Origin of the sequence: Kitasatospora sp. NPDC058218 (genome assembly GCF_042882445.1) — a bacterium.
Classification (GTDB): Bacteria; Actinomycetota; Actinomycetes; order Streptomycetales; family Streptomycetaceae; genus Kitasatospora.
This window is the reverse complement of sequence record NZ_JBHVWC010000014.1, coordinates 1-19,915: the sequence shown is the minus strand read 5'-3', so window position 1 is coordinate 19,915 and position 19,915 is coordinate 1. Positions and strand designations below refer to the sequence as shown.

General features: G+C 73.6%; 19 protein-coding genes. 12 read left to right on the top strand and 7 right to left on the bottom strand.

Annotated elements, in window-relative coordinates:
• Position 1: 1 nt before the first annotated feature.
• Genes ACFVYI_RS11040 through ACFVYI_RS11030 form a run of 3 tightly spaced genes read right to left on the bottom strand, consistent with a single transcriptional unit; the run spans position 2 to position 2,902 of the window.
• A complete protein-coding gene (locus ACFVYI_RS11040; protein WP_387883410.1) occupies positions 2-1,258 on the bottom strand; it encodes a beta-ketoacyl-[acyl-carrier-protein] synthase family protein in 1,257 nt (418 codons plus the stop codon).
• On the bottom strand, positions 1,255-1,689 hold the full coding sequence (locus ACFVYI_RS11035; RefSeq protein ID WP_360625612.1) for a cupin domain-containing protein: 435 nt from the start codon (positions 1,687-1,689) through the stop codon (positions 1,255-1,257). Before ACFVYI_RS11035 ends, ACFVYI_RS11040 begins: the two co-directional genes overlap by 4 nt.
• Before the next feature lie 46 nt (positions 1,690-1,735).
• On the bottom strand, positions 1,736-2,902 hold the full coding sequence (locus tag ACFVYI_RS11030) for a SchA/CurD-like domain-containing protein (RefSeq protein WP_387883407.1): 1,167 nt from the start codon (positions 2,900-2,902) through the stop codon (positions 1,736-1,738).
• A gap of 307 nt (positions 2,903-3,209) precedes the next feature.
• On the opposite strand from ACFVYI_RS11030, the gene ACFVYI_RS11025 reads away from it, so the two are divergent.
• Complete coding sequence (locus ACFVYI_RS11025; protein ID WP_387883404.1) at positions 3,210-4,835, top strand: FAD-dependent oxidoreductase; 1,626 nt, start codon at positions 3,210-3,212, stop codon at positions 4,833-4,835.
• A 309-nt stretch (positions 4,836-5,144) separates the two neighbouring features.
• Here the strand turns inward: ACFVYI_RS11025 and ACFVYI_RS11020 are convergent, their stop codons facing one another.
• Positions 5,145-6,809 carry an APC family permease gene (locus ACFVYI_RS11020; protein WP_387883403.1) on the bottom strand — a complete coding sequence of 555 codons (1,665 nt, stop codon included), beginning with the start codon at positions 6,807-6,809 and terminating at the stop codon, positions 5,145-5,147.
• Between the two features lie 392 nt (positions 6,810-7,201).
• On the opposite strand from ACFVYI_RS11020, the gene ACFVYI_RS11015 reads away from it, so the two are divergent.
• The 7 genes from ACFVYI_RS11015 to ACFVYI_RS10985 all read left to right on the top strand — a co-directional run bounded on the left by ACFVYI_RS11015 (position 7,202) and on the right by ACFVYI_RS10985 (position 13,226).
• Positions 7,202-7,504, top strand: coding sequence for an urease subunit gamma (locus ACFVYI_RS11015; protein ID WP_387883400.1), 303 nt, complete (start codon positions 7,202-7,204; stop codon positions 7,502-7,504).
• A gap of 11 nt (positions 7,505-7,515) precedes the next feature.
• Positions 7,516-7,827, top strand: a complete 312-nt coding sequence (locus ACFVYI_RS11010; protein WP_387883687.1) for an urease subunit beta — start codon at positions 7,516-7,518, stop codon at positions 7,825-7,827.
• Positions 7,820-9,556 (top strand): urease subunit alpha, encoded by a 1,737-nt coding sequence (locus ACFVYI_RS11005; RefSeq protein WP_387883397.1) that lies wholly within the window; start codon positions 7,820-7,822, stop codon positions 9,554-9,556. The genes ACFVYI_RS11010 and ACFVYI_RS11005 overlap by 8 nt, the downstream gene beginning before the upstream one ends.
• Positions 9,556-10,221, top strand: coding sequence for an urease accessory protein UreF (locus ACFVYI_RS11000; protein ID WP_387883395.1), 666 nt, complete (start codon positions 9,556-9,558; stop codon positions 10,219-10,221). The genes ACFVYI_RS11005 and ACFVYI_RS11000 overlap by 1 nt, the downstream gene beginning before the upstream one ends.
• Entirely contained in the window at positions 10,211-10,954 is a 744-nt protein-coding gene (gene ureG / locus ACFVYI_RS10995) for an urease accessory protein UreG (RefSeq protein WP_387883392.1), read from the top strand. Before ACFVYI_RS11000 ends, ureG begins: the two co-directional genes overlap by 11 nt.
• A complete protein-coding gene (locus tag ACFVYI_RS10990; protein ID WP_387883389.1) occupies positions 10,951-11,766 on the top strand; it encodes an urease accessory protein UreD in 816 nt (271 codons plus the stop codon). The genes ureG and ACFVYI_RS10990 overlap by 4 nt, the downstream gene beginning before the upstream one ends.
• A 149-nt stretch (positions 11,767-11,915) precedes the next feature.
• A complete protein-coding gene (locus tag ACFVYI_RS10985; protein ID WP_387883387.1) occupies positions 11,916-13,226 on the top strand; it encodes a DUF2254 domain-containing protein in 1,311 nt (436 codons plus the stop codon).
• Positions 13,227-13,262: 36 nt separating this feature from the next.
• On the opposite strand, the gene ACFVYI_RS10980 is transcribed toward ACFVYI_RS10985, so the two are convergent.
• The gene (locus ACFVYI_RS10980; protein ID WP_387883385.1) at positions 13,263-14,216 is read right to left on the bottom strand and encodes a serine/threonine dehydratase; all 954 of its coding nucleotides are present in this window, start codon (positions 14,214-14,216) and stop codon (positions 13,263-13,265) included.
• A gap of 300 nt (positions 14,217-14,516) precedes the next feature.
• Here ACFVYI_RS10980 and ACFVYI_RS10975 point away from each other — a divergent pair, with 300 nt between their 5' ends.
• The gene (locus tag ACFVYI_RS10975; RefSeq protein ID WP_387883383.1) at positions 14,517-15,386 is read left to right on the top strand and encodes an EamA family transporter; all 870 of its coding nucleotides are present in this window, start codon (positions 14,517-14,519) and stop codon (positions 15,384-15,386) included.
• Positions 15,387-15,447: 61 nt separating this feature from the next.
• Here ACFVYI_RS10975 and ACFVYI_RS10970 read toward each other — a convergent pair whose 3' ends face one another.
• A complete protein-coding gene (locus ACFVYI_RS10970) occupies positions 15,448-15,705 on the bottom strand; it encodes a hypothetical protein (RefSeq protein WP_387883380.1) in 258 nt (85 codons plus the stop codon).
• 122 nt (positions 15,706-15,827) lie between these two features.
• Positions 15,828-16,142 (bottom strand): SAV_915 family protein, encoded by a 315-nt coding sequence (locus ACFVYI_RS10965; RefSeq protein ID WP_387883377.1) that lies wholly within the window; start codon positions 16,140-16,142, stop codon positions 15,828-15,830.
• A gap of 264 nt (positions 16,143-16,406) precedes the next feature.
• Here ACFVYI_RS10965 and ACFVYI_RS10960 point away from each other — a divergent pair, with 264 nt between their 5' ends.
• The 3 genes from ACFVYI_RS10960 (at position 16,407) to ACFVYI_RS10950 (ending at position 19,668) form a co-directional block, all read left to right on the top strand.
• Complete coding sequence (locus ACFVYI_RS10960; protein WP_387883374.1) at positions 16,407-16,832, top strand: helix-turn-helix domain-containing protein; 426 nt, start codon at positions 16,407-16,409, stop codon at positions 16,830-16,832.
• Complete coding sequence (locus ACFVYI_RS10955) at positions 16,825-17,217, top strand: DUF4180 domain-containing protein (protein WP_387883371.1); 393 nt, start codon at positions 16,825-16,827, stop codon at positions 17,215-17,217. The genes ACFVYI_RS10960 and ACFVYI_RS10955 overlap by 8 nt, the downstream gene beginning before the upstream one ends.
• Positions 17,218-17,448: 231 nt before the next feature.
• The gene (locus ACFVYI_RS10950; protein ID WP_387883369.1) at positions 17,449-19,668 is read left to right on the top strand and encodes an NADP-dependent isocitrate dehydrogenase; all 2,220 of its coding nucleotides are present in this window, start codon (positions 17,449-17,451) and stop codon (positions 19,666-19,668) included.
• Positions 19,669-19,915: the final 247 nt, after the last annotated feature.

Below are 19,915 nucleotides of genomic sequence, written 5' to 3'. Positions count from 1 at the left end.
CTCACCCCGTTCTGTTGAGCACGACGGCGGACTGGAATCCGCCGAATCCGCTGCCGACCGACAGAATGTGACGGAGCGGCAGCTCGCGCGCGGTGCGCGGCACGTAGTCGAGGTCGCACTCCGGGTCCGGAGTCTCGTAGTTGGCGGTCGGCGGTACCACGCCGTGGGCGAGTGCGAGGGTGCAGGCGACCACCTCGATCGCGCCGATCGCGCCGAGCGAGTGCCCGACCATCGACTTGATCGAGCTCATCGGCGTCTCGTACGCGTGCTCGCCCAGCGAGCGCTTGACGGCCGCCGTCTCGTGCCGGTCGTTCTGCTTGGTGCCCGAGCCGTGCGCGTTGACGTAGTCGACGTCGGTGCGGTTCACCCGGGCGTGGGCGAGCGCCTCGTCGATCGCCCGGGACATCTCCAGCCCCTCCTGGGTGAGGCCGGTCATGTGGTAGGCGTTGCCGAAGGTGGCGAAGCCGCCGATCTCGCCGTAGATCCGGGCGCCGCGCCGCCGGGCGTGCTCCAGCTCCTCCAGCACCAGGACGGCGCCGCCCTCGCCGAGCACGAAGCCGTCCCGGTGGGCGTCGAAGGGGCGGGAGGCGTGCTCCGGGTCGTCGTTGCGCTCGCTGGTAGCTTTGATGGCGTCGAAGCAGGCGACGGTGATCGGTGAGATCGGCGAGTCGGAGGCGCCGGCGATGCAGATGTCGGCGCGCCCCTCCTCGACCGCCTGGAAGGCGTAGCCGATCGCGTCCAGCCCGGAGGTGCAGCCGGTGGAGATGGTCTGCACCGGGCCGTGCGCACCGGTGCGCTCGGCGACCGCGGAGGCCAGCGTGCTGGGTGCGAAGGCGCGGTGCAGCTGCGGCTCGGCCCGCCGGTGGTCCACGTCCCAGCGTGCGCCGCCGGCGCTCACCAGGGCGTAGTCGTGCTCCAGCCGGGTGGTGCCGCCGACGGCGGTGCCGAGTGAGACGCCGATCCGCCACGGATCCTCCGACGCCAGGTCCAGGCCCGCGTCGGCGAGCGCCTCGTCCGCCGCCACCATCGCGAACTGCACGTAACGATCGGCCCGTTGGACCTCGTCGGGGCTCAGGCCGTGCGCCGCCGGGTCGAAATCGCACTCGGCGGCGATCCGGGACCGGAACCCGGTGGGGTCGAAGAGCGTGATGCCCCTGGTCGCCGTCCGGCCGGAGGTGAGCAGTTGCCAGAAGGCCGGTACGCCCACGCCGCCCGGCGCGACCACACCGATCCCGGTGACGGCGACCCGCCGTGTCACGAAGCCACCTTGGCGTGTTCCGGCGGACCGGAGGTCACGGCTCCGTCGGTTTCCTCGGTGTCGACGTGGCCGAGCTCGGGGCGGGGCGCCAGCGGGCCGAGGTGGAAGACCATCCGGGCCTCGGTGTCGCCGACGTTGCGGAAGCGGTGGCGCATGTCGATCGGGATCATCAGGCCCTGGTCGGGCTTCAGCAGGCGGGTCTCCCCGTCCAGGTCCACCTCCAGGTCGCCGGAGACCACGAAGACGAACTCCTCGGAGTACGGGTGGTAGTGCTCGCCGATCCGCTCGCCCGGCTGCACGATGGCCAGGCCCATGAAACCGCTGGTGGCGCCGCAGGTGGTCGGGGTGAGGATGGCGCGCAGGTCGCCGCCGCGCCGGCGGTTCTCCGGTGCCTCGTCGACGTGCACGATCCGTGGGTACTGCGTGGACATGGTTTCTTCCTTCGGGTGTCGGTGCCGGCGGAGGGCCGATGGTCGGTCAGGTGAGCTGTGAACTGCGGTCGGTGACCGGGCTCATGGCGCGGGCGGCGAGGAGGGCGCTCAGGCCGGCGACGGTGCGCAGGTCGCTCTCGGAGCCGAGGTCGAGCAGGCGGCCGAGGACGGCGGCCTCGCGCTCGCCGGCCACGCCGAGGGCGGCGGCCGGTTCGGCCTCGGCCGGTACCCGCAGGTCCACCAGGCGGACCACGACGTCGTCCCGGTGGAAGACGGTGCTCGCCGCGAGCGGGCCGGTCGGGTCGGCGGTGGCCAGGTTGTCGTGCTCGGCGAGCAGAGCGGCCACCGCCGCGCCGTTGCCCGGCTTGACCGGGTAGAGCACGGCGTGCCGGTGCAGCCGGCCGGAGGCCGGGGAACTGGCGATCGCCTGGTGCTCGGCGGGCAGCGCCGCCCGGGCGAAGAAGGCGCGGGCCGCCTGCGGGTCGCCCAGCTGGCGGGCCTCCTCCAGGTACGGGTTGATCGCCTCCTCGACCGCCCGGACCTCGGGCTGCATCGCCACGTGGCGCAGCGCGTCGCCCAGGCTGCCGATCACCTCGACGGCCCGGACCACCCGGTTGCCGTGCATGAACAGCGAGGTGCGGCGCAGCCGGGTGGTCTCGTCCACCTCGGCCTTGGGGGAGGTGTAGCCGGAGAGGATCCGGGCCACCTCGTGCTCGCTGCCGGGCTTGACGGTGAAGGTCAGGGCGTGCCGGACCACCCCGTCCGGGCCGGGGGCGGCCTGCGGCGGGCCGACGTGTCCGGCGGGCGTGGTGCGCGGCAGGCCGGGCGGCACGTCCACCGGCTTGCGGGTGCCGGTGGCGCCGGCCGCGGAGGTCTCCCGGAGGATGGAGTAGCGCAGCGAGCGGAAGGTGTCGCTGACGCAGCCGTGCATCGGCTTGACCATCTCGCGGTGGGCCGGGCTGTCCACCCACTCCAGGAAGGTCTCCTGGTCCTTCCACTCGCTGGTGATGAGCCACTGCCTCGGGTCGTTGATCGACTGGCAGAGCTGGTCGCTGACGTGGCCGGGGACCGAGGCCACCTGGTGACGCAGCTTCTCGTACACGTCGAGGAAGCGCTGCTGGGCGCCGTCCTTGATCTCCAGCATCAGCATCACGCGGAGCCGGGTGTGGGACTCGGCGTGCTGCTCGGCCTGCGGTTCGGACAGAGTCGTCATGATCCACTTTCTTGCTTCGGGGCTGTCCGCGTCGGGGCGCGCCGGGCGGCTTCGGTCCGGACGGGCCCCGGCGGGGGAGGGCGGTGCGGTGGCGGTCGGCCCGGGCGGGTGGGGGCCAGGCCTGAGGTCGATCGTGCGCGGACCCCACGAGTGGCGCGAGATATGCGGGCCATCCGAGCGAAGAGGCGGCAGAAGGCACCCGCCACGGGGGATGCAAGAGCGGGGCCGATGCGCGCGCAGGCCCCGCCGAGGGCGGCGCCGAGCCCCGCAGCCGGGCCGCGAACCCCCGTACAGGCTGGAGCAATTGATGAATCCGAAGGTTGACGACCGGGTACCGGTCCTGATCGTCGGCGGCTCGCTGGTCGGGCTGTCGGCCTCACTCTTCCTGGGCCGACTGGGTGTCAGACACCTGCTCGTCGAGAAGCACGCCGACACCTCGCGTCACCCGCGTGGCCGAGGCAACAACGTCCGCACGATGGAGCTCTACCGGGGGGCCGGGATCGAGCCGGCGATCCGCGAGGCCGCCTCCGTGCTCGCCGCGAACCACGGCATCCTGCAGGCCCCCTCGCTGACCGGTGAGGAGCAGGAGTGGCTGTTCCGGGAGATCGACCCGGGCGGCCGGCTGGCCCGGTTCAGCCCCAGCTCCTGGTGCCTGTGCAGCCAGAACGACCTGGAGCCGGTCCTGCTGAAGGCCGCCCGCGAGTACGGCGGCGATCTGCGGTTCAGCACCGAACTGGTCTCCTTCGAGCAGGACGGCGAGGGGGTGACGGCGCTGCTGCGCAGCCGGGAGACCGGCGAGGAGCGGTCGGTCCGGGCGCAGTACCTGATCGCGGCGGACGGCCCGCGCAGCCCGGCGCGGGAGGCGCTGGGCATCGGCCAGAGCGGCAAGGGCGAGCTGTTCCACAACGTCAGCATCACGTTCCGGGCCAAGCGGCTGGCCGAGGTGGTGGGCGACCGGCACTTCATCGCCTGCTACCTGACCGACCCGGAGGCCGACGGCGCGCTGCTGCCGGTGGACAACAACGAGGAGTGGGTGTTCCACGCCCCGTGGCACCCCGAGCACGGTGAGCCGCTGGAGGCCTTCACCGACGAGCGGTGCGTCCGGCACATCCGGGCCGCCGTCGGAGTGCCGGACCTCGAAGTCGAGGTCACCGGAAAGGCCCCCTGGCACGCGGCCGAGCGGGTGGCGCAGCAGTACGCCGCCGGGCGGGTCTTCCTGGCCGGGGACGCGGCGCACGAGATGTCGCCGACCGGCGCGTTCGGCTCGAACACCGGCATCCAGGACGCCCACAACCTGGCCTGGAAGCTGGCCGCCGTGCTCTGCGGCTGGGCCGGGCCGGGGCTGCTGGAGACGTACGGGCAGGAGCGCCGCCCGGTGGCGGAGGTCACCAGCGAGCGGGCCTCGGCACGCTCGGCGGAGCACAGCCACCCCGGGTACGCGGTGGTCCCCGGCGTCGGGCGGCAGGCCGGGGTGCTGGCGGTGGCGCTCGGCTACCGCTACCCGGTGGGCGCGGTGGCCGGTACCGACGCGGCCGGCCCGGTGGTGCCCGAGGCGTTCGAGTCGGGCGGCGAACCCGGCAGCCGGGCACCGCACCAGTGGCTGCTGCGGGCGGGCGTCAAGCTCTCCACCCTCGACCTGTACGAGCAGGCGATGGTGCTGCTGACCGGTCCCGAGGGCACGGCCTGGCACCAGGGCGCCCGCCGGGCGGCCGACCGGTTGGCCGTGCCGCTGGACACCTACCGGATCGGCACCGGAGCGGAGGACGACCTGGCACCCGAGGCCGGTGCCGACTTCGGCGAGCTGCACGGCGTCCGGCCGGGCGGTGCGGTGCTGGTCCGCCCGGACGGCTTCGTCGCCTGGCGCAGCGAGGACGCGGTGGCGGACCCGGAGGCGGCGGTGGAGACGGCGCTGCGCACGGTCCTGAAGCTGTAGGCGCCGTCACACCCCGCGGCGAAGGGCCGGCCCCGGGCCCCCGGGGCCGGTGCCCCGCCGGCACTGAGCTGCACCCCCGTCCGTCTTGAGCTCCGCCCCGCGCCGAACCCGCCCCGAGCCGAAGGGCCGCGCCGGTGCCGAAAGGGAGAAGGGACGGAGCGACGCAGGAGCGAGGGAGCGCCGACCGTCGGCGCCGGGTCAAGCGGCCCGGAGGCGAGCGGGCGACGGAACAGCCCGGAGGCGAGCGGGCGACGGAACGGGCCCGCCGGTGCACACCGGCGGGCCCGTTCCGTGTCGTGCGGCGAGGGGTCAGTGACCGCCCGCGTCGACCACCTCGATGTCCTCGATGTTCTGCTCGATCGCCTCGGCCGGCAGCGCGACCCGGATCGCCCAGAAGTAGACGGCGAGGGCGAAGACGGCGACCACGCCCATGTCCCACCACATCGGGATGTTGCCCCGGCCCTCGCCGAAGCCGCCCTGCCAGGAGATCAGGCCGAGGCCCACCAGGTAGACCGGCAGCCACTGGGCGGCCCGCCAGTCCAGGCGCGGGGCGTTCGGCAGGCCCTTGCGGATCGCGTACGCGGCGTAGCTGCCGAGCAGGACGTAGCCGAGGACGATCGCGATGCCCAGGCGGGACAGGGTGTGCCAGCCGGCCCAGTAGATGATCAGGCTGGCGACCACGAAGGCCAGCGGGGAGATCACGCCGCCGAGCGGGAGCCGGTAGGAGCGCTCGCGGGCGGGCAGGCGGCGGCGCAGGGCGCCGAAGGCCAGCGGGGCGCCGGCGTACATCAGCACGCTGGCGGAGGTGATGAAGCCGACCAGCTCCTGCCAGCTCGGGAAGGGCAGGAAGCAGACGACACCGGTGACGAAGGAGAGGATCAGACCGAACCACGGCACGCCGCGGCTGTCCAGCTGCTCGAACTTCTGCGGCGCGTAGCCGTTCTTGCTCAGGCCGTAGGAGATCCGGGAGGTGGAGGTGGTGTAGATCAGGCCGGTGCCGCCGGGGGAGACGATGGCGTCGAAGTAGAGCACCCAGGCCAGCCAGCCGAGGCCGACCAGGGTGGCGAGGCCGGCGAACGGGCCTTCGATGCCGGGGAAGTCGAGCTTGTCCCAGCCGTTGGCGAAGGAGCTGACCGGCAGCGCACCGATGAAGACGACCTGGAGCAGGACGTAGATCAGGGTGCCGATGGCCACCGAGCCGAGCACGGCGCGCGGGATGTCGCGCTTGGGGTTGCGGCTCTCACCGGAGATCTGGATGGCCTGCTCGAAGCCGAGCAGCGCGAAGATGATGCCGCTGGAGCTGATCGCGGCGAGCACGCCCTTGATGCCGAACGGGGCGAAGCCGTGCGAGGTGAAGTTCGAGCCGTGGAAGTTGGTCAGCGCCAGCACGAAGATCGCGAGCAGCGGGACGAAGATCTTCAGCCAGGTGGCGACCGAGTTGGTGCGGGCCAGCACCCGCACACCGAGGAAGTTGACCGCGACGAAGACGCCCATCAGCAGCACGGCGACGATGAAGCCGCTGGTGGTGAGGGTGCCGTTGTCGTTCAGGAAGCTCTTGGCGAACTCCCAGTGGCCGGCGTAGCCGATCATGGCCTCGACCTCGATCGGTGCCACGGTCGCGGCCTGCAGCCAGGAGAACCAGCCGAAGGACATGCCCGCGAGACCGCCGAAGGCGTAGTGCGGGTAGCGGGCGGTGCCGCCGGCGACGGGGAAGAGCCCGCCGAGTTCGGCGTGCACCAGGGCGAGCAGCACGATGGCGACGGCGCCGATGCCCCAGGAGATGAGCGCGGCCGGACCGGCGACCATGACCGCGTTCTTGGCGCCGAACAGCCAGCCGGAGCCGATGATCGAACCCACCGAGGCCCACAGCAGGCCGATCAGGCCGACCTCGCGGCGGAGCGACCGGTGGGTGGGTGTCCCGGAGTCGGGAGAAGTGCCGGTGCTCGGCGGGGACAGCTGGTTGAGGGATGCCATGCGAAATCTCTCTGTGGTGTGGGGGCCCCGGCGGAGGGAGCGCGGAGAGTTGCCACACAGTAGGCGTATTCATAGGCCTATGCACAGATTTCATTACTGAATGTTTACCTACTTCGCGGGATATTCCCGCTGGTAGGGGGTCCTCTGTTCATGTGCGTGTTACGTGACTCGCCAGTAGGTCCAGCATTTGAGCGGGAATTGAGCTTCCGCACAAGATCAGGCAATATTGACGGCAATTAGGGTTATAGAAATAGTGCGGACCGTATAGGGATACCGGGCGGAATCGGTGAGGTGGCCTGCCGTCCGGGTGGTTCGTCCGCTACGGTATGCGCCACCACCGCGGCACAGCGTCGTGTCCGCGCGCTCTGAACCCCCTCCTGAGGTGCGCGCAGATGAAACTCACCCCCCACGAGCAGGAACGCCTGCTCATCCACGTGGCCGCCGACGTGGCCCGCTCCCGCCGGGCGCGGGGCCTGCGGCTCAACCACCCCGAGTCGGTCGCCCTGATCACCTCGCACGTCCTGGAGGGTGCCCGGGACGGCCGGACCGTCGCCGAACTGATGGACTCCGGCCGCAAGGTGCTCACCCGGGCCGACGTCATGGACGGCATCGCCGAGATGGTCCCGGACGTCCAGGTGGAGGCGACCTTCCCGGACGGGACCAAGCTGGTCACCGTGCACGGGCCGATCCAGTGAGCGCCGAGCGGCTGATTCCGGGTCAGATCCTGTACGGGGAGGGTGCGATCGGCCTCAACGCCGGTCTGGCCGTCACCCGGCTGACCGTCGTCAACGGCGCCGACCGGCCCGTCCAGGTGGGTTCGCACTACCACTTCGGGGAGGCCAACCCCGGGCTGGACTTCGACCGGGCGGCCGCCCGCGGCCTGCGGCTGAACATCCCCGCCGGCACCGCCGTCCGCTTCGAACCGGGCATCCCGGTGGAGGTCGAACTCGTCCCGATCGGAGGCCGGCGCGAAGTCCTGGGCCTGCGCGGCGAGACGGGTGGGGCGCTCGATGACTGACCGGCCCGCCCTCTGGCTGACCCGCGAACGCTACGCCGACCTGTACGGGCCGACCACCGGCGACCGCATCCGGCTCGGTGACACCAATCTGCTGATCGAGGTCGAGGAGGACCGCAGTCGCGGCGGCGACGAGGCCGTCTTCGGCGGCGGCAAGGTGATCCGGGAGTCGATGGGCCAGGCCCGGACCAGCCGGGCCGAGGGCGCCGCGGACACCGTCATCACCGGCGCCGTGGTGCTCGACCACTGGGGCGTCGTCAAGGCCGACATCGGAATCCGGGACGGCCGGATCACCGCGCTCGGCAAGGCCGGCAATCCCGAGACCATGGACGGCGTCCACCCCGGGCTGGTGATCGGCCCGGAGACCGAGGTGATCTCCGGCAACGGCCGGATCGCCACCGCCGGGGCCGTCGACGCACACGTCCACTTCATCTGCCCGCAGTTGGTGGACGAGGCGCTGGCCTCCGGCGTCACCACCCTGGTCGGCGGCGGCACCGGGCCGGCCGAGGGCACCAAGGCGACCACGATCACCCCGGGCGCCTGGCACCTCGGCCGGGTCTTCGCGGCGCTGGACGGCCTGCCGGTCAACATCGGCCTGCTCGGCAAGGGCAACACCGTCAACCGGGCCTCGATGCACGACCAGCTGCGGGCCGGCGCACTCGGCTTCAAGATCCACGAGGACTGGGGCGCCACCCCGGCGGCGATCGACGCCTGCCTCCGGGTCTGTGACGAGACCGGCGCCCAACTGGCCATCCACACCGATACGTTGAACGAGGCCGGGTTCGTCGGCGACACCCTCGCGGCGATCGCCGGGCGAGGCGTCCACGCCTACCACACCGAGGGCGCCGGCGGCGGGCACGCGCCGGACATCATCACCGTGGTCGGCGCCGCGAACGTGCTGCCCAGCTCCACCAACCCGACCAGGCCGCACACCGTCAACACCGTCGACGAGCACCTCGACATGCTGATGGTCTGCCACCACCTCAGCCCGCACGTCCCGGAGGACCTCGCCTTCGCCGAGTCCAGGATCCGGCCGTCCACCATCGCCGCCGAGGACGTCCTGCACGACCTCGGCGCCATCTCCATCATCAGCTCCGACTCCCAGGCCATGGGCCGGATCGGGGAGGTGGTCCTGCGCACCTGGCAGACCGCCCACGTGATGAAGGCCCGGCGCGGCCCGCTCGCCGGTGACGGCCGGGCCGACAACCACCGAGCCCGGCGCTACGTCGCCAAGTACACCATCAACCCGGCCGTCGCCCAGGGCCTGGACGGCGAGATCGGATCGGTCGAACCGGGCAAGCTCGCCGACCTGGTGCTCTGGTCGCCCGCCTTCTTCGGCGCCAAACCGGACGTCGTGGTCAAGGGCGGCCAGATCGCCTGGGCGCAGATGGGCGACGCCAACGCGTCCATCCCGACGCCCCAACCGGTGCTGCCCCGGCCGATGTTCGGCGCCACCGGGCGCTCGGCGGCGGCCAATTCGCTCAACTTGACGGCGGCGGCGGCGATCGAGGACGGCCTGCCCGAGCGGCTCGCCGAACAGCTCGGCGTGGCCAAGGAGTTCACCGCGATCCGGAACACCCGCGGCGTCACCAAGGAGCAGATGGTCAACAACAGCGCCCGCCCGGACGTCCGGGTCGAGCCCGACACCTTCACCGTCACCATCGACGGGGAACTCGTCACCCCCGAACCGGCCGCCGAACTGCCGCTCGCCCAGCGGTACTTCCTCTTCTGATGGGCCTCTCCGCGCTGCTGCTGCTCGCCGACGGCCGGTTCCCCGCCGGCGGGCACGCCCACTCCGGCGGCGCCGAGGCGGCGGTCCGGGCCGGGCGGGTGAGGGACACCGCGAGCATGACGGCCTTCCTCACCGGGCGGCTGCACACCACCGGCCTGGTGTCCGCCGCCCTGGCCGCGGCGGCCGCCGCCGGGCAGGACGCCGCCCGGCTCGACGCGGCCGCCGAGGCCCGCACCCCCTCACCCGCCCTGCGCGCCACCAGCCGCCGACTCGGCCGCCAACTGCTCCGGGCGGCCCGCGCGGCCTGGCCGCACCCCGGACTCGACCGGCTGGCGGCCGAGTTCCCGCGCGGCGCGCACCAGAGCGTCGTCCTCGGTACCGCCGCCCTGGCCGCCGCTCTCGCCCCCGCCCAGGCCGCGACCGCCGCCGCCCACGAGAGCGTCAACGGCCCGGCCACCGCCTGTGTGCGGCTCCTGGGCCTCGATCCGTACGAGGTCGCGGCCGCGCTGGCCCGCCTCGCCCCCCAGCTCGACGCCGTGGCCGAGGCCGCCGTCGCCGCCGCCCTGTGCGGCGACCCGGACGCGCTGCCCGCCGCCTCCGCGCCGCTGCTCGACGTCTACGCCGAGCAGCACCACTCCTGGAAGGTCCGCCTCTTTGCATCGTGACCACGCCGACCCCGTCGACGCCCCCGTCCGCCACACCTACACCTCCGCCGCCTCCGCCGCCTCCGCGTCCACCGCCTCCGCGTCCACCGCCTCCGCGTCCACCGTCGGTGGTACCCGTCGGCGCGCCCTGCGGATCGGCCTCGGCGGGCCGGTCGGCTCCGGCAAGACCGCCACCGTCGCCGCGCTCTGCCGCCTGCTGCGCGCGGAGCTGTCGTTGGCCGTCGTCACCAACGACATCTACACCACCGAGGACGCGGAGTTCCTGCTCCGAAACGCCGTCCTGCCGCCCGAGCGGATCGCCGCCGTCGAGACCGGGTGCTGCCCGCACACCGCGATTCGCGACGACATCTCCGCCAACCTGGAGGCCGTCGAGGAGTTGGAGGAGGCGGTCGGACCGCTCGATCTCGTCCTGGTCGAGTCCGGCGGCGACAACCTCACCGCCACCTTCAGCCGGGGCCTGGTCGACCACCAGATCTTCGTCATCGACGTCTCCGGCGGCGACAAGATCCCGCGCAAGGGCGGGCCCGGGGTCTCCACCTCGGACCTGTTGGTGATCAACAAGACCGACCTGGCCCCGCTGGTCGGCGCCGACCTCGACGTGATGGCCCGGGACGCCGCCGCACAGCGGGGCCCGCTGCCGACCGTGTTCTGCGCGCTCACCTCGCCCGACGGCGTGGCACCCGTCGCCGCCTGGGTCCGGGAGCGGCTGGCCGACTGGCGCGCCCGGCCGTGACGGTCCGCACGGGAACGGCCCCGGACGGGGTGGTGCCGGCCGCGGCGACCCCGTCCCGGGCGGCCCCGGCCCCGCCGGCCCGGGCCGCGCTGGTGGCCCGGGCCCGGATCCGCGCAGAGCCCGACGGGTGGGGCACCACCGCCCTGCCCGTCCTGTCCGGCGCCGGACCGCTCGCCCCGCGCCGCACCCGGGACACGGACGGCGGAGCCCATGTGGTGATCGTCGGCTCGATGGCCGCGCCGCTCGGTGGCGACCGGCTGGCACTCGCGGTCGAGGTGGCCGACGGCGCGGCCCTCACCGTCACCAGTGCGGCCGCCACCATCAGCCTGCCCGGCCCGGGCCCGGCCCGGTACGACGTCGAACTGGTGGTGGGGGAGGGTGCCCGGCTCGACTGGCGCCCCGAACCCGTGGTCGCCGCCGCCGGCAGCCACCTCGTGCTGCACACCCGGATCACCCTCGCCGCCGGCGCCCGGCTGCGCTACCGCGAGGAGCAGATCCTCGGTCGCCACCACGACTGGGCCCGCGGCGCCGGCCCCGGCCGGCTCACCTCCCGCCTCACCGTCCGCCGCGCCGGCCGGATCCTGCTCGACCAGCAGACCGACCTGGGGCCCGGCGCGCCCGGGTGGGACGGCCCCGCCGTCCTCGGTGACCACCGCGCCATCGGTCAGGTGCTCACCGTCGGTCACCCGGCGCCCGCACCGCCCGTGAGCGGTGACACCGTCCTGTTCACCCTGCCCGACCCCGACGCCCGTCTGCTCACCGCCGCCGCCCCCGACGCGCTCGCCCTCGGGCGGGCGCTCGGCGGGCACTGAGCCGGGGCCGCTCCTACGGGGCGGCCCCGCCGGCCCGCTTCCCGCCGACCGGCCCGGCCGGATACGCCATGGGGGTACCTCCCGGCCGGAGGCCGGGGAGCCGCGCGCTGCTCCGCCAAGATCGACCGGACAAGGCCTAGCCTGGGGCGATGACCGATCGTCGGCCCGTCCGCTACCGCCCGCTGTCCCCGCTGCGCGAGCACCTGCGGGAGTCCTTCTGGTTCGCCCCGCTGATCACCTGCATCGCCGCGGTGCTGCTCTCCGGCGTGACGGCCTGGCTGGACGAGGCCGTGGTCACCGCCACCGTCGCCGAGACCGGCTCCGCGGACGAGCTGATGCGGTTCACCAGTGCGGCCAAGAGCGTGGTCTCGACGGTGAGTTCGGCGATGCTGACGTTCATCGGCGTGGTCTTCTCGATCTCGCTGGTCGCCCTGCAGATGGCCGCCAGCCAGTTCTCCCCGCGCGTGCTGCGGCTGTACGTGCGCAGCCGGCTCACCAAGGCCACCTTCTCGGTCTGCCTGGCCACCTTCCTGTTCGCCCTGCTCGTCCAGCTCAGCTACGACGACGCCACCGACCCGGCCAAGGTCACCTCGGTGCCGATCTTCTCCGGCCTGGGGTCCCTGCTGCTGGTCCTGCTCAGCCTGGCCCTGTTCGTGCTCTACGTGCAGTCCACGATGCGGCTGCTGCGGGTGCCGCACGTCATCGACCGGGTCGCGAACGAGTCGGTGGCCGTGATCCTCCAGTACCGGCTGATGCCGCCCGACGCGCAGCCGCCGGGCGTCCCCGACCGGGCGCTCACCCTGCTGCACGAGGGGCGTTCGGGAGTGCTGCGCGACGTCAACATCGGCCGTCTGGTGCGGATCGCCCGCAAGCACGACGTGGTGCTCCATCTCGTGCCCAGGATCGGCGACTTCATCACGCCCGGCACCCCGATCGTCCGGGTGACCGGCGCCGTCGACCGCCCGCCGCGCCCGCGCGGGATCGCCCTGGCGCTCAACGTCGGCGTCGACCGCACCATGCACCAGGACCTCAGCTTCGGCTTCCGGCAGCTGGTCGACATCGCGATCCGCGCCCTCTCGCCCGCCGTCAACGACCCGACCACCGCCGTGCAGGCGATCGACCGGATCCACCAACTGCTCGGGATGCTCGTCCACGAGAGCTTCGGGGACCTCTGCTTCCGCGACCGGGCCGGCGCCGTCCGGCTGGTCGAGCCGGTACCGGACTGGCAGTCCGTGGTCGACCTCGCGTTCACCGAGATCCGGTTGTGCGGCTCCGGTCACCCGCAGGTGACCCGCCGGCTGGCCGCCGCGCTGGACGACCTGCTGCGGATCGCCCCCGAGCAGCGCCGACCCCAACTCATCGATCAGCGGCGGCTGTTGGACCGTTCGGTGGTCGAGCAGCTGACCGACCCCGAGGTCCGCACGTTCGCCCTGGTGCCGGACCGGCAGGGCATCGGCTGAGCCGGCCCCGGGCCGCCCCGGGGCCGTCCGGGCCGGTCAGCCGGCCGCCACCAGGTCGGAGGGATCGGTGTTGGCGCCGCAGAGCAGTACGGCGATCCGCTCACCGTCCGTACCGGCCGCGCCGTCCGCGCCCTCCGGGCCCGCCACCGCGGCGAGCGCGGTGGCGGCCGCGTGCTCGACGGCGATCCGGCGCTCGTCCCAAAGCTCCTGCCGGGCCCGGACGATGGCGGTGTCCGGCACCAGCACCGTACGGACGCCGTCCTGTCGGGCGGCGTGCACGGCGAGTGCGGTGGCCCGGCGGGCCCCCAGCGAATCCGCGGCCACCGACTCCACGGGGACGTCCACCGGCCGGCCGGCCGCCAGTGCCGCGTCCAGCGCCCGGCTCCCCGCCGGCTCCACCGCCACCACCCGGATGCCGTGCGCGCGCGCCGCGGCGGCCACTCCGGCGAACAGCCCGCCGCCGCCCACCGACACCACCACCGTGTCGAGGCCGGGCAGTTGGGCTCGGATCTCGTCCAGCACCGTCCCGGCCCCGGCCGCGATCAGCGGGTGGTCGTACGCGTGCGAGGCGAGCGCGCCGCTGCCCGCCGCGAACTCCTCGCAGGCGGCCAGCGCTTCGGCGTACTCGCGGCCCGCCAGCCGCACCTCGGCCCCGTAGGAGCGCAGCCGGGCGACCTTGACCGCGGGCGCGGTCTCCGGCAGGAAGACGGTGGCCCGCACGCCGAGCTCGCGGGCCGCCCAGGCGCAGGCCAGGCCCGCGTTCCCGCCCGAGGCGATGGTCACTCCGGCGGCCGGCAGGGTGCCCGCCTCGGTGTGCGCGAGCAGGAAGTTCTGCGCCCCGCGCGCCTTGAAGCTGCCGGTGTGCTGGAGGTACTCCAGGGCCAGCCAGACCCGCCCGGCGTCGTCCCCGGGCGCCACGACCACGGGTCGCACCCGCCCCGCGATCCGCCGTCCGGCCGCCTCGACCTCGCCGTACGTCAGGTGCTCCACGCTGCTGTTCCTCTCGGCCCGGGGGTGGAAGCCGACTTCCACCGCGCCACCGCCGACGGTACGTCGCGGCGGTCCGCAAGCAGAAGATCACGAGCGCCCGGCCCCGGTCGCGGAGGGGTCGGCCCCGGCCGGCCGCGTAGGCTGATCCTCATGCGTTCCGTGATCCTGCCGCCGCCCGTCCGCTAGCGGGCGGCTCACTCCACGATTCCCGGCCGGGCGGCGTCCTCGCCACCGGGCCGATGGATGCCGCCCGCGCCCACCGCGGACCTCACCCGGCTCACCATCGTGGAGAACCAACGCATGTCCACTCATGCCGCCGTGCCGCTCCGGCACGGCCTGCTGTCCATCTCGGCCGCCGCCGTCGCCTGGGGCGTGGGCGGGGCCGTCGCCGCGCTGCTGCTGCGCACCACCGGACTCGGCCCGGTGGCCGTCTGCTTCTGGCGCTTCGCCGTCGCGGCCGGCTGCCTGGCCCTCGTCCCCACCGGCCGGCGGCGTGCCGGTGCCGGAGCGCGCGGTTCGGCCGTGCTCACCGGGCTCGGGCTGGCGATCAGCCAGTGCGCCTACTTCGGTTCGGTGCAGTTCGCGGGTCTCGGACTCGGCACCTTGATCACCATCGGCGCGGGGCCGGTGCTGACCAGCCTCGGCGCCCGGCTGCTGCTCGGCGAGCGGCTCGGCGCGCGGGCGACGGCCGCGATCGTGCTCGCACTGGGGGGCCTCGCGCTGCTGGTCGCCGCCCCGGCGGCCGGCCCGCGTCCGGTGCTGGGCGTCGCGCTCGCCGTGCTGGCGGGCGCCGGGCAGAGCGGCCTCACCCTCTGGGCGCGTGGCGGCGGTTCGGCCCGGGCGAGCGGGGGTGCCTTCACCACGGGCATGCTCTGCCTGCTGCCCCTGGCCGCGGTCGAGGGGGTGCTGCCGACCGCGGGCGGCCCGGTGCTGACGGCGGGCGGGCTGCTCTTCCTGGGGACCGTCCCCACCCTGCTCGCCTACCGCTGGTACTTCTCCGGCCTGACGGTCGTACCGGGTGCCACGGCCGCCGTGCTCGTGCTGCTGGAGCCGGCGGCCGCCGCACTGATCGCCGTCCTCTGCTTCGGTGAACCGGTGACTTCGGCCCTGCTGGCCGGTTCCGCCCTGCTGCTGGCCGCCATCGCGGTGCTCACCCGCGAGACCGGCTGACCCGAGTGGGCCCCGGCGCCCTCACCGTCGTGACACGACGGTGAGGGCACCGGCGGGCCGGCTACGGAACCGGCCGCAGGGTCGGCGGACCGGGCATCAGGGTGCGCAGGACGAGATCGACCTGCACCCGTACGGCGCCGGCGCGGATCAGCGCGGTGGAGATCGCGCGCAACTCCTCCGGGCCGGTGCAGGCGAGGCGCAGTTCGAGGTCGGCGCCGCCGGCCAGTGCGAATCCGCTCCGGACCGCCGGGAACTCGGCGGACAGCCGGTCGAAGTCGAGCGGTACCGGGCCGAAGCCGACCCGGACCAGGGCGTGCAAGGGCCGCCCGCCCGCGGTGCGCGGGGCCTCCCCGGGCCCGGCGGCCGGAGCGGGTCGGCGTACCGGCTCGGGTCGGCGTACCGGTCCGGGGGGCCGGGCGCCGGGGACGAGCCGCAGCGCCGTCACCGGTGCTGGAGCTGGGGCCGGGCGGCCGGTGCGGCGGGCTCGGCGGTTGCGGGCCCCCGGGCGGGCCTGGCGGGCGGCGCGACCAGGCGCGGGTCCAGCACCAGGGCGTCCACGCCCAGCGGCGCGGTGAGCGCGCGAAGTGCCGGCTCGGCGAGTTCGGTGAAGGCCTGGTCCGGCCCGAGGAGGGCGGTCAGCGCCTCGGTGGTGGCGAAGCCCACCGCGCAGCGGCGGCCGTCGCGCAGGCGGAAGAGCCGGAGGGCGGTGGTGGATCCGGTGACGGTGACCGGGACGTGCCAGACGACGCGGGCCATGCGGTGCTCCCGAGGAGTGGTGGGGCCTGCCGGAACTGCTGACTTCGACGCTAGGGGGGTTCCGGCCTGTCGGGCGCTCTCCTGACGCGGCGTTGACCGAATGCGGTGCTGTGTTGACGGAGTCCTGACGGTCCTCGGGCTTCTCCTCTGCCGGTCCTACCCTTCCCTTCGCCGGCCCGATCCTTTCCTTCCCTATCCGACCTATCTGTCCCATCCTCATGGTAGTTTGCGTAATGATAGGGAAGCCTGAAGGAAGGACGCCTGGTGGCGCAGTACTACTCGGTGGAGCAGGTGGCCGAGCTGCTCGGTCTGCACGTGCGCACCGTGCGCGGCTACGTCCGGGACGGCCGCCTCCGGGCGACCAGGATCGGCAAGCAGTACCGGATCGCCGCCGGGGACCTCGCGGAGTTCACCGGTGCACCGGCGCCCGTGCCGGCCGCGGTGCGGCGCCATGCCGAGGCCTCGGCCATCGTGCAGATCGACGCGATCGACACCGCGGAGGCCGCCCGGCTGGCCAACACCCTGATGGCGGCGGTCGCCGGCCCCCGCGAGGGCAGCCCGCTGCGCATCCAGACCCTGCACGACGAGCAGCGCTCGACGCTCAAGGTGGTCATCCTCGGCGAGCTGGCCGACACGGCCGAGCTGCTCGTCATCGTCAACGCACTGATCAAGGAGAACGCAGATGCCTGAGCCCGCCGTCACCGTCCTGCGCCTGGCCGCCGACGGCCCGCCGGTGCGCGACGAGCGGGACGCCACCGATCTGATCGGCGACGCGTTCGGGGCCGGCGCCGCCTGGGTCGTGGTGCCCGTGGAGCGCTTCGAGGACGACTTCTTCCGGCTGAGCACCCGGGTCGCCGGCGGGATCGTGCAGAAGTTCGCGACCTACCGGGTCGGTCTGGCCGTCGTCGGCGACATCTCGCGCCACATCGCCGACAGCGACTCCCTGCGGGACTTCGTCCGGGAGAGCAACCGGGGCGGCCAGCTCTGGTTCGTGGCCGACGAGGCCGCGTTCGACGCCCGGCTCGACGCCCCGCCCGGCATCCGGCCCCAGGCCCGGCCCGGGGCCCGCCGGTGACGGCGTCGGCCCGCATCCGCGCCGCCCGCCGGTGACGGCACCGCGCCTCCGGGGCGGCCGCCCGCCACACCGCTCCGCTTGCCCGGCGCCCGCCCCGGGACGACGGTGGAGCTGACCGCCGCCGGCCCGCCCGGGCGCCGGCGCGCACTCCGGGGCGGGGGGAGGTGGAGCGAAGGGGCGAACACGAGATATCTTGACATCAAGACGTTGGAGACGCGAAGCGGAGTACCGATGACTGACTCGACCATCATCTATACGCACACCGACGAGGCGCCGGCCCTGGCAACGTACTCGTTCCTGCCCGTGGTGCAGGCTTACGCCTCGACGGCGGGTGTGCGGGTGGAGACCCGCGACATCTCCCTCGCCGGGCGGATCATCGCGAGCTTCCCGGAGCGTCTGGAGGAGGGCCAGCGGATCGAGGACGCCCTCGCCGAGCTGGGCGAACTCGCCAAGACCCCGGGCGCCAACATCATCAAGCTGCCGAACATCTCGGCCTCCATCCCGCAGCTGAAGGCGGCCGTCGCCGAGCTCCAGGCGCAGGGCTACGCGCTGCCGGACTACCCGGACGACCCGCAGACGGACGAGGACAAGGACGTCCGGGCCCGCTACGACAAGGTCAAGGGCAGCGCGGTCAACCCCGTCCTGCGCGAGGGCAACTCGGACCGCCGCGCCCCCGCGTCGGTCAAGAACTACGCCAAGACGCACCCGCACCGCATGGGCGCCTGGACGGCCGACTCCAAGACCAACGTCGCGACCATGGGCCAGAACGACTTCCGTTCCACCGAGAAGTCCGCGGTGATCTCCTCCGCCGGCTCGCTGCGCATCGAGCTGGTCGCCGAGGACGGCACCACCACCGTGCTGCGTCCGTCCGTTCCGGTGCTGGCCGGCGAGGTCGTCGACGCCTCGGTGCTGCGCGTCGCCGCGCTGCGCGAGTTCCTGGCGGCCCAGGTCGCCCGCGCCAAGGCCGAGGGCGTGCTGTTCTCGGTGCACCTCAAGGCCACCATGATGAAGGTCTCCGACCCGATCATCTTCGGCCACGTGGTCCGCGCCTTCTTCCCGAAGACCTTCGCCGCGTACGGCGACGCGCTGGTCGCCGCCGGCCTGAACCCGAACAACGGCCTCGGCGGCATCCTGGGCGGTCTCGACAAGCTGGCGAACGGCGCCGAGATCAAGGCCTCCTTCGAGGCCGAGCTGGCCGACGGCCCGGCCCTGGCCATGGTCGACTCCGACAAGGGCATCACCAACCTGCACGTGCCGAGCGACGTCATCGTCGACGCCTCGATGCCGGCCATGATCCGCACCTCCGGCCACATGTGGGGCCCGGACGGCAACGAGGCCGACACCCTGGCCGTGCTGCCGGACAGCAGCTACTCCGGCGTGTACCAGGCCGTCCTCGACGACTGCCGCGCCAACGGCGCCCTCGACCCGGCCACCATCGGCTCGGTGCCGAACGTCGGCCTGATGGCCCAGGCGGCCGAGGAGTACGGCAGCCACGACAAGACCTTCGAGATCGCCGCCGCCGGCACCGTCCGGCTCGTCGACGCCGAGGGCGACGTCGTCCTGGAGCAGGCCGTCCAGGCCGGCGACATCTTCCGCGCCTGCCAGACCAAGGACCTGCCGATCCAGGACTGGGTCAAGCTGGCCGTCACCCGTGCCCGCGCCACCGGCGACCCGGCCGTCTTCTGGCTGGACGAGGGCCGCGCGCACGACGCCGTGCTGATCGAGAAGATCAAGACCTACCTGCCGGAGCACGACACGGCCGGCCTGCAGATCGAGATCAAGACCCCGGTCGAGGCCACCAAGTTCTCGCTGGAGCGCATCCGTCGTGGCGAGAACACCATCTCGGTCACCGGCAACGTGCTGCGCGACTACCTGACCGACCTCTTCCCGATCCTGGAGCTGGGCACCAGCGCCAAGATGCTGTCGGTCGTCCCGCTGATGAACGGCGGCGGCCTGTTCGAGACCGGCGCCGGCGGCTCCGCCCCGAAGCACGTCCAGCAGCTGGTCAAGGAGAACTACCTGCGCTGGGACAGCCTGGGCGAGTTCTTCGCGCTGGCCGCCAGCTTCGAGCACCTGGCCCAGACCGCCGACAACGCCCGCGCCCAGGTGCTGGCCGACACGCTGGACCGCGCCACCGGTACCTTCCTCAACGAGGACAAGTCGCCGAGCCGCCGCCTCGGCGGCATCGACAACCGCGGCAGCCACTTCTACCTGGCCCTGTACTGGGCCCAGGAGCTGGCCCAGCAGACCGCCGACACCGAGCTGGCCCAGGCGTTCGCCGGTCTGGCCAAGGCGCTGGCCGACCAGGAGCAGGCCATCGTCGAGGAGCTCATCGCGGTTCAGGGCTCGCCGGTCGACATCGGCGGCTACTACCAGCCCGACCCGGCCAAGGCCGCGGCCGTGATGCGCCCGTCGAAGACCTTCAACGAGGCGCTGGCCAACCTCGGCTGACCATGGCCGGGGGTCGGCGACGCGCCGACACCGAGGTGTACCGGGAGGCCCCCGGGTCCGTTCGCGACCCGGGGGCCTCCCCGTGTCCGGGCGGGGCCGGGGCGGTGGCCGGGGGGGGGGGGGGCCGCAACCCCCCCCCCCCCGGCGCCGCCGGCCCCCCCCGCCCCCCCCGCGCCCGGGGCCGAAGCCCCGGCCGGCCGGGATCCCCAAGCCCGGTCCGCGCCGCCCGGAGCCCGCCGCACCGCAG